The organism is Nocardia sp. NPDC004722 (genome assembly GCF_053601505.1).
In genome coordinates this window covers 1-14,851 of the sequence record NZ_JBSGBY010000154.1, presented here as the reverse complement: position 1 = coordinate 14,851, position 14,851 = coordinate 1, and the positions used below count along the sequence as shown (strand labels likewise).

Below are 14,851 nucleotides of genomic sequence, written 5' to 3'. Positions count from 1 at the left end.
GCTCGTAGCGACGAAGGGTGCGGCCCGGGGCTGTTCCGACGCCAGCGAATCTGATCAACCGGCCGCCCGGCGGATCTATTCCGATCGGTTCGACGGACAGCCGGTGCGCTTCAGCGGACCCCAGCAGGCCCAGCGCGCCGGGGTGAGCACCGTCTACCAGGAGGTGAACCTGTGCCCGAACCTCTCGGTCGCGGAGAACATCTACATCGGCCGCGAACCGCGGCGGGCCGGAATGGTGCGCTTCCGCGTCATGCGCCGGGCCGCCACCGCGCTGGTGGCCCGCCTGGGTCTGGATGTCGATGTCACCGCGCCGCTCGGCTCGTATTCCCTGGCGGTGCAACAGCTCATCGCGATCGTACGGGCCGTGGACCTGGACGCGCGGGTGCTGGTGCTCGACGAGCCCACCTCGTCACTGGACGCCGGTGAGGCGCGGCAGCTGTTCGCGCTCATGCGCCGCCTGGCCGCCGACGGCGTCGCGATCCTGTTCGTCACCCATTTCCTGGACCAGATCTTCGCCCTGTGCGATCGAGCGACGGTGCTGCGCAACGGAACCCTGGTGGGGGAGTACGCGGTGGCCGAGCTGACGCACAAGAGTCTCGTCGCCCGCATGCTCGGCAGCGCGGCCGGCACGCTCGACGAGATCGAGCAGGAGAGCACCCAGCACGAGGGGCCGCGCGCCCGCAGCTCCGACCCCGTGCCGGTGCTGACCGCCAGCGGGGTGAGCGGGCGGCGAAACTCGGTCGCGCCCTTCGATCTGGCGGTGCACGCGGGCGAGGTGGTCGGCCTGGCCGGACTGCTCGGATCCGGGCGCACCGAGGCGGTGCGGCTGCTGTTCGGCGCCGATCGCGCGGTCACCGGGGAGGTCACGATAGCCGGTGCGAACGGCCCACTGCGGTCACCGCGCGCCGCGGTCGCGCAGGGCCTGGCGTTCTGCCCGGAGGATCGCAAGACGCAGGGTTTGATCCTCGAGCTGTCGGTGGCAGAGAACATCCTGCTCGCCGCGCAGGCTGCGCGGGGCTGGGCGCGACCGATCCCGGCCCGGCAGCGGGACGAATGGGTGTCGAAATACATTGCCGCCCTGCGGATCACACCCGCCGACCCGACGCTGCCGGTCAAGGCGCTCTCGGGCGGGAATCAGCAGAAGGTGCTGCTGGCGCGCTGGCTGGTGACCCAGCCCCGGCTGCTGATCCTCGACGAGCCCACCCGCGGTATCGATATCGGCGCGAAAACCGAGATCCAGCGCTTGGTGCTGTCGCTGTCCGAGGAAGGAATGGCCGTGCTGTTCATCTCCGCCGAGCTCGAGGAGGTGCTGCGCCTGTCACACAAGATCGAAGTGCTGCGCGACCGCCGACTCGTCGCGGAACTGCCCAACGACGCGGCGCTGACGATGGATCGTCTCATGGAAACCATTGCCAGCGGGGAGATCTCATGAGAGCCCGGGCCTTCGCGCTGCTCCGTCATCGGCTCGTCTGGCCGGTTGTCGCGCTGGTCGCGTTGTTGATGGTCGATGTCGTGCACACGCCGGGTTTTCTGGCCGTGCGCATGCAGGACGGCCATCTCTACGGCGGCCCGATCGACATTCTGCGCTACGGCGCACCGCTGGTGCTGATCTCGGTGGGCATGACGCTGGTCATCGCCACCCGGGGCATCGATCTGTCGGTGGGTGCGGTGGTGGCCATCGCCGGGGCGCTGGCCTGCCTGCGCATCCAGAAGCTGACCGATCCCGGCGCGATCGGGGGCGTCCTCGCGGCCGTCGCGATCGCGCTCGCGGTGGCCGCCGCCCTGGGCCTGTGGAACGGAATTCTGGTGGCGCGCTTCCGCATTCAGCCGATTGTCGCGACGCTGATTCTCATGGTGGCCGGGCGCGGGTTGGCTCAGCTGATCACCCAGGGGCAGATCATCACCGTCAACAGCGGGCCCTACCACGTGATCGGCGGCGGTTTCCTGCTGACCATGCCGGTACCGGTGCTGATCGCGGCGGCGGTCACCGTGCTGGTGGCGTTGCTGTTGCGTCGCACCGCGCTCGGCCTGCTGTTGGAGTCGGTCGGCGGCATTGCCGAGGCCTCGCGGCTGGTGGGGATCAGGGCGGGCGGGCTGATCGCCGGGGTGTACGTGGTGTGCGCGTGCTGCGCGGCGGTGGCCGGTCTCATGATCAGCTCCAATGTCTCCGCGGCCGACAGCAACAATGCCGGGCTGTGGATCGAACTCGATGCCATCCTAGCCGTCGTCCTCGGTGGCACGGCGCTCACCGGAGGGCGGTTCCATCTCGGCGGCACGGTGTTGGGCGCGTTGGTGATCCAGACGCTGACCACCACCATCTACACCATCGGCGTCCCGCCGGAGACCACGCTGCTGTTCAAGGCGCTCGTCGTGATCGCCGTCTGCCTGATCCAGTCACCGGTGTTCCGGGCCAAGGTGTTTCGCGCCCGCCCGGACCGGCCGCGCACGACGGCCGCACTCGAGTCCGAGAACACCGCGACCACCGGCACGCCCAGCGAACAGGAGACCGTCCACCGATGAACGCACCCGTCGCCGCCCCCACCCGGCCGGTTCCGGCGCTGAAAAGCCTGGTCTCGCGGGGCGAACGCTATACGCCGGTACTGGTCACCGCGGCCTTGTTCGTGATCATGTACGGCATCGGCGTGGCCCGCTACCCGGCCTTCGGCTACCCCCAGGTCTTCGTGAACCTGTTCATCGACAACGCCTTTCTGCTGGTGCTGGCCGTCGGCATGACCTTCGTGATCCTCACCGGCGGCATCGATCTGTCCGTCGGCGCGGTGCTCGCGGTCTGCACCGTGATCTCCGCCTGGCTGGTCACCGTGCACCACTGGCCGGCCCCGGTGGTGATGGCGCTGATCCTGGTGGGCGGCACCGTATTCGGCGCGGGGATGGGCGCGGTGATCCACTACTTCGAGATCCAGCCGTTCATCGTCACCCTGGCGGGCATGTTCCTCGCCCGCGGCCTGTCGTATGTGATCAGCACCGATTCCATCACCATCACCGACCCCACCTACACCCGGCTGGCCCAGCAGCGCATCCATCTGGGCTCGAGCGTGTTCGTCTCGGTGAGCATGCTGGTGGCGCTGGCCGTGGTGGGGGCGGCCTTCGTGGTGCTGCATTACACCCGGCTGGGTCGCACCGTCTATGCGCTCGGCGGCAACGAACAGTCCGCGGTGATGATGGGACTTCCCGTGGCGCGCACCAAGATCGCCGCCTACGCCATCAGCGGCGGCTGCTCGGCGCTGGGCGGGATCCTGTTCACCTTCTACACCCTCTCGGGGTGGAGTCTGCACGCCGTGGGCATGGAGTTGGACGCCATTGCCGCGGTGGTGATCGGCGGCACCTTGCTCTCCGGCGGTACGGGATTCGTGCTGGGCTCTGTGCTCGGCGTTCTCACCCTCGGCGTCATCCAGACCATCATCAGCTTCCAGGGCACGCTGAGCTCCTGGTGGACCAAGATCGTCATCGGGGCCTTGCTGCTGGTATTCATCCTGTTGCAGCGCAGCCTCGGCGGCCGCTCCCGCAAATGAATGCCCGCGGCTGCCAGCGGCTTGCCAGCGGTCGCGGGGAGACTTCGCGGTGTGACGACCAACGACCACGACGCGGACTCCGATGCCGTGCTGGCACAGTCATTGCCCGGAGATTTTCACAGCCACCGTGTCGAGGTGAACGGCGTCGTCCTGCACTACGTCGCGGGAGGCGAGGGCGAGCCGCTCGTGCTGCTGCCCGGTTGGCCCCAGACGTGGTGGCAGGCCCGCAAGATCATGCCGTTGCTGGCCGAGCATTTCCGGGTGATCACCGTCGAGATCCGGGGCATGGGTGCTTCGGCCACGCCCGCGGGCGGGTACGACAAGAAGACCATGGCCGAGGACATTCACCAGCTGATCCGGCGGTTGGGCTATGCCTCCGCGTTCGTGGCGGGCCATGACATCGGCTCGATGGTGGCGTTCAGCTTGGCCGCCAATCACCCGGAATCCGTCCGCAAGCTGGCGCTGCTGGAGGAACCGCACCCGGACGAATCCCTGTATTCGTTTCCGCTCCTTCCGCATTCCGGCGAGCGGCCCCGGCATCGTTGGTGGTTCGCGTTCAATCAGGTCGCCGGGGTTCCCGAGGATCTCTTGGAGGGCCGGGGCCGGGTTCTGGTCGACTATCTGTGCAACCGCAACCTGCGTGATCCCTCGGCCATCGACGAGCGTGCCCGCGAGATCTATGCGGCGGCCTACTCGCGGCGCGCGAATATTCGTGCCGCCACCGGCTGGTACCAAGCGCTTCCCTCGGATATCGAAGACGGCTCGAAATACGAGCCTCTCGAAATGCCCACGGCTGCCCTCTATTTCACCGGCCACACGGATCTGCCGGAGGCGCTCGCCAGCCGCGCCACCGACGTCACCCGCTACGAGATCGCCGACAGCGGCCACTATCTGGCCGAGGAGCAACCCGAGACGGTGGCCGCCCATCTGATCGAATTCTTCGGCCGGTGATCGCTCCACGCCGGGCCACCTGGTTCGAACTGTTCGGGGACTTGGTCTTCGCCGCCGCCATCGGGCAGCTCACTCATCGAATCGGAGCACACCCGACGGCCGGATCGATCGCCGCGGCGGCGGGGCTGTTCGTGCCGGTGTGGTGGTCGTGGGTGTTGTACGCGGTGCAGGCCAATCGTGCCGATCGTGACACCGCGGCGCATCGCCTCCTCGCCATGGCCGGTTGGGCCGGGATCATCGCGATGGCGATGTGCGCCGGTGAGGTGGGTGGTTCGGCGGGCGCGGCGGCGGGGTTCGTGGGCGGATATCTATGGGCGCGTGCGGGTGTCGCGGCGCTCTACGCCTGGGATGCGCGCGGCGGGACCGCGTTGTGGCCGGTGTTGCGCGCCTATGCGCGGGGTTCGCTGGTCAGCGCGGCCATCTGGCTGGGTGGTCTGCTGCTGGTGCACGGCGCGGCGCGATATGCGGCGTGGGCGGCCGCCATGGTCTTCGAACTGCTGCTGCCTCTGTTCGCGGGCCGATCCATCGCGCGCGTCTCGCACGAGGCCGAACATCTGCGAGAACGGTTCGGGGCCTTCACCATCATCATGCTGGGTGAATCGGTGCTCGGCTGCATCGGCGGGCTGACCCAGGCGCATCCGACGCCCGTGGCCGCGCTGACCGGCATCGCGGCCTTCGGTCTCACCGCCTGCCTCTGGTGGACCTACTTCAATGCCGGTAGCACCCGGCCCGGCGCGCACGCGGCCCTGAACCGGGGCGGAAAGTTGTTGCACGCCTATACTTTCGGGCACCTGCCGCTTCAGCTCGGGCTGGCGTTGACGGGGGCGTCGATCGGCCTCGCGGTGGCCACGGGCAGTGCGCATCTCGGCCTCACCGCGGCCGCATGCCTGCTCGGCGGGGTGATCGTCTTCCTCGCCGCGAGCGCCGTGACCCGCGCTGCCTTTGTCGGCTTCGGTGAGGGTGTGGTCGTACACCGGCTGATCACTGCGGCATTGATCCTGTCGCTGCTGCCCTTGGCCCCGCACGTCCCCTTCACCGCTGTCCTGGTGGTGCTGACCGCTGTGCTCGCTGTCGCCTCCGCCTTGGAAGCGCGCCCGACCAACGAGGCCACGGAGGCGGTCAGTCCCAGACCAGTTCCCAGAGCGTGATCTTCCTGCCTTCCATGGTGATTGCCACTCTGCCGTCGTCGGACAGCTGGATGTCGGTCAGATCCGTGATCCTGTCGTCGGCGGTGCCGAAGAGTTCACCGGTCTCGATGTCCAGCAGACGAAGTCCACTACGGTAGACGATCGCGAAGGTGCCGTCGGCGGACAGGGCCGCCGCGCTCACCGGCCCGGGACCAAGTGCGGCACCGGCTCTTGCCTGCTCCGGATACCAGACTGTATGGGAACCGTCCACCCCGGTCAGTAAGGCGACTCGTCCGTCGCGGCTGGTCCGCACCGCCTCGACAGCGATGTCGCCGCGCGGGGGCCGAGTACGCGGTGAAGTCGCGGCACGCGGAGGCATACCCGGTGCGGGGGTGCGATGCCCGGTGATGGTGTCGACCCAGAGGCAGTCGGAATCCGTGCCGTGCAGGGGACGGATCGCGACCCGGCTGCCGTCGGGGTCGAGTCGGGCTTCGGCGCAGAGGCCGACACCCAGCAGGCGCGGCCACAGGGCACGGAAAGCGCCGCGGTGGGGTCCGAAGACCGTGCGGCGCAGGGCGACCATGTCGAGATCCCGGTCGGCGGCCGGAAGTCGCTGTGTCCGACGCAGACTGGCCCGCGCGCCCGCGAGGTCTCCGTCGCGCAGCAGTTGCCGCGTGTGGTGGACGGCGGCATCGATGGCCGTACGGCGCTGACGCCAACCCGGCTGGGGCAGAATCAATGTCGCGTCGGCGGGGCGGGAGATCGGGTATTTGGTGATCGAGCCGTCCGCGCGGGCCACCACCACGGTCCGGTCGGCCAGATACGCGTGGGTCACGGGTTCGCCGGTGGCGTCGAAGGTGCGCAGTATACGGCCGGTCGCGGTCTCCGTCAGCAGTACCGCGCCGTCGGCGGTGCCGGCTACGGCAAGCGAACCGTCGCGACTGACGCCGTTGGCCCGGGTCGACGATGGGTCGGTGGTCGCCGAACGGTATTCGTTTGTGAGCGTGCCGGATTCGATGTCGTGCACGTAGGCCGTGCCGTCGCAGCCGATGGTCACGGTGTGGTCGGCGGGATTCAGCGCCATCACGACCGGCGCCTCGCCCGGCGGTGTGATGACGGGTCCCGAGCGCAGCATCGGACCGTAGAGGTGAACTGAACGGCCGACCACGGCGGCGATCCACTCATGCTCGGCGACCACCAGTTCGGAGATCGGTCCGCCCAGGTGTGTGGTGGACGGTGTGCCCAGCACCTGTCGGTCGAGCGACAGGGTCCGCAGTCGCTCGGCCATGGGGTCGTGGGGCATTCGGTAGGGGAGCAGGGCGAGGGCCTCGCGTGCCCGGTCACCGTCGCACCGTTCCAGATCGACTGCCGCGAGCAGTAATTCGTGAACCGGATCCAAGGGGCTGGCGCGTTGCAGTGCGAGGACGGAATCTCGCATGTGCAGGTCGGAGAGGAGGCCGGACTTCCAGGCGAGCCGGTTGAGGTGGAATACCGCGTATGGGTGGGACGGATCCTGGTCGAGCACGATGGTCAGAATCCGGCGGGCCGCGTCGAGTTCGCCCAGCTCGACCCACGACAGCGCCTCGTTGATGGCGTTCTCAGGCGAGCGCGGTGCCGGTTTCGGAACCGGGCGGCGGTAGCCGCGACCGAAGATCCGTTGCTGGGCTGCCGCCAGCCGGTCGGCTACCGCGGCGATGTCGCGCGGGCGATGGGCGTGCGGCTGAAGGCATTCCGCGAGAACCTCGGCGATCTCGTGGGGCAGCGGCGGCACGTCCGGGCCGGGCTGTGCGCCGGGGACGTAGTCGCCGTTCACCAGTCGCGCCAGCACCGCCGGTGTCCGGGTGCCGAGCTCGGTCGGCCGCAGGCCGGTGAACATGGCCACCACGGTGGCCGCCCACGACCAGATATCGGTCGCCCGATCGAGCAGTTGCCCTGCGCCCGTGGACCATTCGTATTGTTCGGGGGAGCAGTAGGCCGGGGTCATGCCCGCATATCCGGCCGCGACGGTGCCCGCCAGGTCGATCGCCTCGCGCCAGTGCTCGACCACCCGGGCCGGGCCGACGGTCCACGCGCGGGCCAGTCCGATATCGGTGACCTTCGCCGCCGTCGTCCCGCCCGATTCCGTGGCGAGCAAGATGTTTCCGGGCTTCACGTCCTGGTGCACGAGACCGCACGCATGGACGTGCGCGAGCCCCCGGGCGCTCTGGATGGCGATGTCGAGGACGCGTTCGAGGGCGATCCGGTGCCCATCGGCGTAGAGGTCGCGGTTCTCGATCGCGTCGGTGAGACTGCCGCCGGGCATCCACTCCGCGAATACCCGTGGCAGCCCGCGATATCGGGAGACATAGGTGCAGGCGACGACGTTCGGGTGCTCGCCGAGTTCGAGCCAGGCGCGGGCCTCCGCCTCGAACGACGCGATGATCTCCGGGTCTGTGAAAGAGGACGCCCGCGGGGCCTTCACGGCCAGGTCGATGCCCCAGTCGCGGTGGAAGACGCGGTACACCACGCCCATGCCACCGGCGGTGATGACATCGGTCACCTCGTAGCGGTCGGCCACCACCTCGCCGCGGACCCATTCGTCGCCGGGCACGGCCGCGGCTTCGCGGGCGATCCCGACTTCGGTGCCCAGCGCTCGAATCAATTCGTGCACAGTGCCGTCCGGATGGTCCAGTACGGCCAGGAACAGATGGGCGACCCTCGGCTCCACCTCGCCGTCGGCGGTCACGGCACGCGGGTCGGCCCGCGCGAGATCCTGCGTCGCCGCGTAGATCAGGGACACCTGGGTGTGCGGGCGCAGCCGTGGCTCGTCCTCGTTCCAGGGCGCGGATCGCTCCGCACGCCACTTGCGGGCACTCGCCTCGACGGCACGATCGAGATCGATTCCGGCGCGGCGCACCAGTTCCCGCAGCTCGCCGAGTTCGTCGGACAGCCGGTCACCGTCCAGGCCGACGGCTGCGGGAAAGGTTCGGGCGTCTCGGTGGCAGGTCTGCAGCATCACCAACAGCAGGATCCCCGCCGGCCAGTAGCGCTGGAGCCCCAGATCGCGCGCCGCCTGTTGGGTCAGCACCGAGACGAATTTCCTACCGACCGACACGTTTTCAAGGCTAGCGAGAAGTCGATCATGGACCGGCGTTGGGCCTACCCGAATTCGAAGGTGTTCAGCAGCAGTCCGTCACCGAGTCTGCGGGTGTCGGCGAGGTGGAGCGGCTTTGCGGCGGTGGTGTCGTCGAAGAGCCGCTGACCGGTGCCCAGGACGACGGGGAAGATCACCAGTCGCAGTTCATCGGCCAGGTGCTGGGCGATCAGTGTGCGCACGAGCTGATAGCTGCCGTAGACCAGGATTTCCCCGGCTGTCTTCCGCTTCAACTCCGAAACCTCCTTTGCCGCATCGCCGGTGAGGACCGTGGTGTTGTTCCACTGCGGATCCTCGAGCGTCGATGAGACGACGTACTTGGGGATGCTCTGCATCCTGTCCGCCCATGCGCGGCCGACGCGGGCCTCGAATGCCGGCATCCGGGTCTCGAACCACTCGCTGCTGCGCCTGCCGAGCAGCAGCGCTTCGGCGCCCCACGCTTCCTCCGTTTCGCGCGCACCCCACTCCTCGAAGTCCTTGCCGCCCGCGAATCGGTGGAACCAGCCGCCGAGTTCGAAGCCTTCCTGGCCGTCCGGGTCCTGGACGACCCCGTCGAGAGTGGCATTGGCGCTGATGACGATCTTTCCCATTTTCGTGCTCCTTGGACCTGGTGTCGGATAGCACTGGTTCAGACGTCGCGGCGGCGGAAAAGGGGGCGCGCCCCCTTCGCGTCTCGGGCGGCGTCCATACAGCATGGAACTGCACACGGGGAATGAGCTTGCGGGAGTGGCATTGGCGCGAACGGACCTGATATCGCGGGCGCGGGCCGGTGACGGCGAAGCGTTCCGGGCGCTGACCGAGCCGCACCGTCGCGAGTTGCAGGTGCACTGCTATCGGATGCTGGGCTCGTTCCAGGACGCCGAGGACGCGCTCCAGGACACGATGCTCGCCGCGTGGCGAGGTCTCGAGGGATTCGACGGGCGCTCCTCCCTGCGCACCTGGCTCTACCGCATCGCCACCAACCGCTGCCTGGATGCCCTGCGCTCCGCGCGCCGACGTCCTGCCAAACAGTGGGACATCCCGGGTATCGAACCGCCGGAACCCACCCGACTCGGCGAAATCCCGTGGCTCGAGCCCTATCCCGACACCCTGCTGGAGGGCGCGATCACCGTGCCGCTCGGCCCGGAAGCACGCTACGAGCAGACCGAATCCATCTCCCTGGCATTCGTGACCGCCCTCCAGATCCTGCCGCCACGCCAGCTCACCGTCCTGATCCTGCGCGACGTCCTCGGCTTCCGCGCTCAGGAGGTAGCCGAAATGCTGGACACGACAGTAGATTCCGTCAAGAGCACGCTCAAACGCGCCCGCGCGGGACTCCAGCGCCGACTGCCGACAACCAGCGCGCCGCCCGCCGAGGACGCGATCGTGGCCAAGTTCGTCACCGCCTACGAATCCGCCGACATCGACGGATTAGTGACCTTGTTGACCGACACCGTCTTCATGTCGATGCCCCCGATCCCCCTCGAATACGAGGGCCGCGCCCTCGTGGCCCACTTCCTCGCCCTCGTCTTCGCCTCAGGCCGCCAGTTCGTCTTGATCCCAACCCGAGCCAACGGCCAACCGGCATTCGGCGCTTACCAACACACCCCCACCGGCCTCCAACCCTCCTGCCTCATAGTCCTGACCTGCACCGGCAACCACATCTCCGCCCTGACCCTCTTCGAAACCACAGTCTTCCCCACCTTCGGCCTGGACTACGAACACCGAAACTGACCGGAAAGCGTCACCATCCGGTCTTCATGTTATTGTCTCGATTCGATCATGATGACAATTCCTTCCCAATGAGGAATTCGGGTAGCCAGGTATTCAGGGGGTGTTGAGGGTGTTCGAAGTCGGGCCGGTCGACCTGCATGTAGTCGGGGCATCGATTCGCACAGCATCCACCGATGCCACCGAGGCTTTCGCCCAGCATCACACCGAACTCGAGGACTTTTCCGGGAACATGCTCGCCGCTTCCCGCGCCGCATTGGCGAGCCGGGTCGATTCCTGGCGGCAGACGGTCGGCGAGCTCACCCAGAATTCGGACCGGCACGGGCAGGATATCCACACTGCGGCTACGGCTTTCGCGGTCATGGATCGAACGAATGCCACCGTGTTGCGCGAGGCGACCGGAACCTCGTCGCTGGATCTCTGACGCGATGGTGACCTTCGGTGAAGTGCTGAAATTCGATCCCGAGCAGCTGCAGGAGATCTTCCGGATCTGCACGTCGGCGCACGGAACGTGCACGACGTTCGGAGATTCCTTGAAAGGGCTCGACACCCTGCACACCTGGCAGGGCGCCGCCTCCGATGCGGCCCGCACCGCGGTCGGGCGCACGCGGGTCGATATCGATTCACATGGTCAGGAAGTCGCACGTGTGGGCCAGGCGGCTCGCAACTGCTACGACGAAGCGGTCGCGCTCAAGAAGACGGCGGTGGATTGCCAGCACACTGCCGACAGCGAGCATCTTGTCATCGATCCGGGCAGTGGGAAGGTCTCCGACCCGAATCCGCCGGATACATCCGGTTGGACGGCACAGCAGGTGAACGACTATCACCGAAAGGTCAGCGATTTACAGCAGCGAGTCGACAGTGTGATTCTCGACGGCGCGCGATTCGATCAGGATCTGGCCACGCTGATCAATGGCGCGGATGGACGGCTGCCATTGGATTCTTCCAAGGGCGACAACGAGATCGATCGCCGCGGGAATCAGATTGCCGCTTTCCGCAATGTCTATCACCGGGACCCGGTCACGGAGAACGAATGGCGGATGGCGGATGCGCTCGACCCGCACACCTATGACCCGAAATATCGCGGTGTGGAATCGAATGTGGTTGTGGCGACCTTCAATCCAGTGCCGGGCGGCGGTGTTTACCGGCAGAATCTCTACATTCCCTCGCCGGAAGTCCAGAATATGGATACCAATCCGGCGGACTGGGTCGACGGCCGCCTGACACCGCACGATGTCGGTGACATTCGGGGCCCTTCTGCGACAGTGCCGGCGGAGGCGTCGCGCGTGTCGGTGTTCGCCGATCTTGACCACGGGATTCTCGTCGCCCGCCAGAATCCGTCGATGTCCACCGACGGCAAGGACGCGGGTGCGGGCAATCCCAGAGTCAGTGCGGTGCAAGGTGTCGACGGCGCGATGCAGATTCGCTACGCCGCCGCCGATCCGTTCGCGCCGTCGCTGTCCAAGCCGGTCGCGCAGGTCGCGGGCACGATGATGCTGACGCCATTGAGCGGCGGGAATCTCGGCGTCGACGGCATGGTGACCTCGTATCCGAGCGCGGAGGGGTATCAGTACAAGCCTGACGGCACGACCGTGCAGTTGTTCAATCAGGAAGCGACGATGTCGCAGGCCGGACCCATGACCAATCTGCCGTTCGGGGAACGTAATCATGTCGGCAACTACAGCGGCGTCAACAGCCTGATCTATCCGGCGGAGCCGACCGACGGCAGCCCGCTGCGGCTGGTTCCCGAGCAGCGCCCTACGCTGCTCGGGTCGGCGGATGCTCCGCCGAAGATCTCGGTGGCACCGCCGTATGTGCCCGATCCGCCGCCGTCGCCACCCGCTCCACCCCAGGCGGCCACACCCGGCGTCGTGCCGACTCCGCCGCCGGTTCCGGCCCGTTGAGCGAAAGGATTCGACGATTCATCCGTATGTGATGCGCACGCGCCTGGATTCGCCGGGCTGGTGGGCGCTGGCTACCTTCCTCATTCCGGTCTCGCAGGCGGTCGCGCAGTTGGTGGTGGCCGTGCTGGACGCAAAGGGCGTGGTGACCGGTTCAGCCGGGCATCGCGGTGTCGCGACGGGTGTGCTCGCCGGGCTGGCTGCCGTGCTGTGGCTGTTGCCGTGGCGAGTCGCGCGGGCGGGCGCGATCGGGGCTGCCGGAATGCTGGTCGTCTACCTCGTGGGATGGATGGTCCATGGCCTTTCCTGACCTGTCGCGAATCTTCGTGCGGCACAGTCGTGGCTGCCCGAGTAGTGCGGCGTATCGCCCGCAGCACGGTTCCCGGAACCCGGATCCGGCGACGGTCACCACCGCGTCGGAGTGCCCGCGCTGCCGGATGCTGGCTGGACAGCGCGCCCGCGCAGACGATCCCGGCGCCGTGACGCGAGTGAGCGCGGCACCGAACTTCTCGGGCTACTCGCCGCTCATCGGCGTGCTGGTCATGCTGACCGTGGTGCTGGTCCGACCGGCTTGGCTGGTAATACTCGCCGGGGTCGCCAGTTGCCTGATCGCCTTGCCGTTCCCCGGCTTCCGCAAGGTCGTTCCCTGGTCCTGGGCATTGGTCTGTGCGGGCCTCCTCGTCTACGCGATGCTGGTGGTATTCGTTCCGGCAGTGGCGGCACGAGTGATCGCCTGAGGACCGGACTGGAACAGGTTCGGCGACTGATTGATCCACCCGAGCGGGGCGAATTGAGGCCCGCATCGAGGGATTTCGCGTGTTAGCATCACGCGCCGTCAAAGTCCTTGCGGCAACGTGTTCTTCAGGAGGGTGGGGGCTCGGTGTGAGAGTGGCCGTCAGTGGTGAGCGGTGTATCGCCTCGGGTCATTGCGTCGCGCGGGCCGGGCGGGTTTTCGATCAGAGCGAGGACGACGGCGTCGTGGTTCTGCTCGATGCGAATCCGGCCGCGGAGCTGGCGCACGCGGTGCGCTCGGCCGCCGAGTTCTGTCCCGCCCGCGCGATACAGATCGAGGATTGACCCTGAGCATGACTGATTCATCTGTCGAGGCCGCGGAGCCGACCTTCTACCCGGGTCGCCGCGCGGCGACCTGCCCGTTCCGCCCGGCCGCCGAGATCGCCGAACTCGCTGCCGCGGGGCCGATTTCCACCGTCCGCACCTGGGAGGGCAAGCGGCCCTGGCTGATCACCGATTACGCGGTGGCGCGGGAGCTGTTCGCCGACGCGCGGGTCAGCGCCGACAATCACCACCCGAACTACCCGCACATTCACGAGGGTATGAAGGCTGTCGCGGAGATGAGCCCGCGCACCATGTTCAATACCGACGGCGCCGATCATGCCCGCTACCGGCGCATGCTGGCCAAGCCGTTCACGCCCAAGCGGCTGGAGGCCATGCGGCCCAATATCCAGAAGCACATCGACGAGACCATCGACGCCATGTTGGCGGGCGGGAACTCGGGCGATCTGGTGGCGTTGCTGTCGCTGCCGGTGCCGTCGCTGATGATCTGCGAGCTGCTGGGTGTGCCGTACGAGGATCACGCGTTCTTCCAGCAGGCCACCGAATTGGGTTTCGGCGGACAGGCTTCCGCCGAGGAGCAGCAGCAGTCGACGCTGGAGATGCTGGGCTTCCTCAACAAGCTGATCGAGACCAAGACCGCGAACCCGGCCGAGGATCTGCTCTCGGACGTGGCGGAGCTGGTGAACTCCGGTGAGCTGCAGGTGTGGGAGGCCGCGCTGCAGGCGGTCGGCATTCTGGTCGCCGGGCACGAGACCACCGCGAACATGATCGCGCTGTCGGTGATCGCGCTGCTGGATCAGCCCGAGCAGCTGGCCGTCATCCGCGACACCGATGATCCGGTGGTGCTGGGCAACGCGGTCGACGAGCTGATCCGCTACATGACCATCGTGGACACCGGGCTGCGCCGGGTCGCGGCCGAGGATATCGAGGTCGCCGGTCAGGTGATCGCGGCGGGCGATCCGATCGTGTTCGATCTGGCGTCGGCCAATTTCGACGCGAAGGTCTTCACCGATCCGGAGCGGCTGGATGTGGCGCGTGAGAACGCCGGGGCGCACCTGTCGTTCGGCTCGGGTCGCCACCAGTGCATCGGGCTGCAGTTGGCCCGACTCGAGCTGGGCATGGTGTTGCAGACGCTGTTCCGCCGCGTGCCGCGGCTGCGGCTGACCGCGCCGGTGCAGGAGATCGAATTCAAGTGGGACGCCATGGTTTACGGCGTCGTGTCGCTGCCGGTCGCCTGGTGATCGCGTCCTGCCGTCAGGGCAGGGCGTGCAACCAGAGTCTGCTGCGGTCGTCGTCGGTGGTGGCCAGCAGCAGATTCCCGTGCAGAGTGGTCATGCGTGCGGCGGGCGCGGTGGCTGGTAGGGGTAGTTGTTGCCAGTCGGCGCAATCGGCGGTCACGGACTGTAGCGCGACGCTGTGATCGAG

General features: G+C 67.5%; 14 protein-coding genes. 12 read left to right on the top strand and 2 right to left on the bottom strand.

Translation table 11 applies throughout. The annotated features are described in order from the left end of the window. The 5 genes from ACWELQ_RS17460 to ACWELQ_RS17440 form a co-directional block, all read left to right on the top strand. On the top strand, positions 1–1,432 hold a 1,432-nt coding region (locus tag ACWELQ_RS17460), incomplete at its 5' end, for a sugar ABC transporter ATP-binding protein (protein WP_452398077.1). Continuing rightward, positions 1,429–2,520 (top strand): ABC transporter permease, encoded by a 1,092-nt coding sequence (locus ACWELQ_RS17455; protein WP_452398076.1) that lies wholly within the window; start codon positions 1,429–1,431, stop codon positions 2,518–2,520. The genes ACWELQ_RS17460 and ACWELQ_RS17455, both read left to right, overlap by 4 nt. Continuing rightward, positions 2,517–3,530 carry a galactofuranose ABC transporter, permease protein YjfF gene (gene yjfF / locus ACWELQ_RS17450; RefSeq protein WP_452398075.1) on the top strand — a complete coding sequence of 338 codons (1,014 nt, stop codon included), beginning with the start codon at positions 2,517–2,519 and terminating at the stop codon, positions 3,528–3,530. The genes ACWELQ_RS17455 and yjfF overlap by 4 nt, the downstream gene beginning before the upstream one ends. A 51-nt stretch (positions 3,531–3,581) precedes the next feature. Further along, on the top strand, positions 3,582–4,481 hold the full coding sequence (locus tag ACWELQ_RS17445) for an alpha/beta fold hydrolase (RefSeq protein WP_452398074.1): 900 nt from the start codon (positions 3,582–3,584) through the stop codon (positions 4,479–4,481). Then, positions 4,478–5,629 carry a low temperature requirement protein A gene (locus tag ACWELQ_RS17440; protein ID WP_452398073.1) on the top strand — a complete coding sequence of 384 codons (1,152 nt, stop codon included), beginning with the start codon at positions 4,478–4,480 and terminating at the stop codon, positions 5,627–5,629. The genes ACWELQ_RS17445 and ACWELQ_RS17440 overlap by 4 nt, the downstream gene beginning before the upstream one ends. Here the strand turns inward: ACWELQ_RS17440 and ACWELQ_RS17435 are convergent. Continuing rightward, positions 5,601–8,702 (bottom strand): protein kinase domain-containing protein, encoded by a 3,102-nt coding sequence (locus ACWELQ_RS17435; protein WP_452398072.1) that lies wholly within the window; start codon positions 8,700–8,702, stop codon positions 5,601–5,603. The genes ACWELQ_RS17440 and ACWELQ_RS17435 overlap by 29 nt on opposite strands. A 44-nt stretch (positions 8,703–8,746) precedes the next feature. Beyond that, positions 8,747–9,331, bottom strand: a complete 585-nt coding sequence (locus ACWELQ_RS17430) for a dihydrofolate reductase family protein (protein WP_452398071.1) — start codon at positions 9,329–9,331, stop codon at positions 8,747–8,749. 142 nt (positions 9,332–9,473) lie between these two features. On the opposite strand from ACWELQ_RS17430, the gene ACWELQ_RS17425 reads away from it, so the two are divergent. The 7 genes from ACWELQ_RS17425 to ACWELQ_RS17395 all read left to right on the top strand — a co-directional run bounded on the left by ACWELQ_RS17425 (position 9,474) and on the right by ACWELQ_RS17395 (position 14,667). Then, positions 9,474–10,454, top strand: a complete 981-nt coding sequence (locus ACWELQ_RS17425) for a sigma-70 family RNA polymerase sigma factor (protein ID WP_452398070.1) — start codon at positions 9,474–9,476, stop codon at positions 10,452–10,454. A gap of 109 nt (positions 10,455–10,563) precedes the next feature. Beyond that, positions 10,564–10,875: a hypothetical protein gene (locus ACWELQ_RS17420; RefSeq protein ID WP_452398069.1), complete on the top strand. Its 312-nt coding sequence runs from the start codon at positions 10,564–10,566 to the stop codon at positions 10,873–10,875. 4 nt (positions 10,876–10,879) lie between these two features. Continuing rightward, a complete protein-coding gene (locus ACWELQ_RS17415) occupies positions 10,880–12,355 on the top strand; it encodes a hypothetical protein (RefSeq protein ID WP_452398068.1) in 1,476 nt (491 codons plus the stop codon). 31 nt (positions 12,356–12,386) lie between these two features. Beyond that, positions 12,387–12,662: a hypothetical protein gene (locus ACWELQ_RS17410; protein ID WP_452398067.1), complete on the top strand. Its 276-nt coding sequence runs from the start codon at positions 12,387–12,389 to the stop codon at positions 12,660–12,662. Beyond that, positions 12,649–13,089 (top strand): hypothetical protein, encoded by a 441-nt coding sequence (locus tag ACWELQ_RS17405; protein ID WP_452398066.1) that lies wholly within the window; start codon positions 12,649–12,651, stop codon positions 13,087–13,089. Before ACWELQ_RS17410 ends, ACWELQ_RS17405 begins: the two co-directional genes overlap by 14 nt. A 145-nt stretch (positions 13,090–13,234) precedes the next feature. Continuing rightward, positions 13,235–13,429, top strand: a complete 195-nt coding sequence (locus ACWELQ_RS17400; protein WP_452398065.1) for a ferredoxin — start codon at positions 13,235–13,237, stop codon at positions 13,427–13,429. 8 nt (positions 13,430–13,437) lie between these two features. Further along, positions 13,438–14,667, top strand: a complete 1,230-nt coding sequence (locus ACWELQ_RS17395; protein WP_452398064.1) for a cytochrome P450 — start codon at positions 13,438–13,440, stop codon at positions 14,665–14,667. Positions 14,668–14,851: the final 184 nt, after the last annotated feature.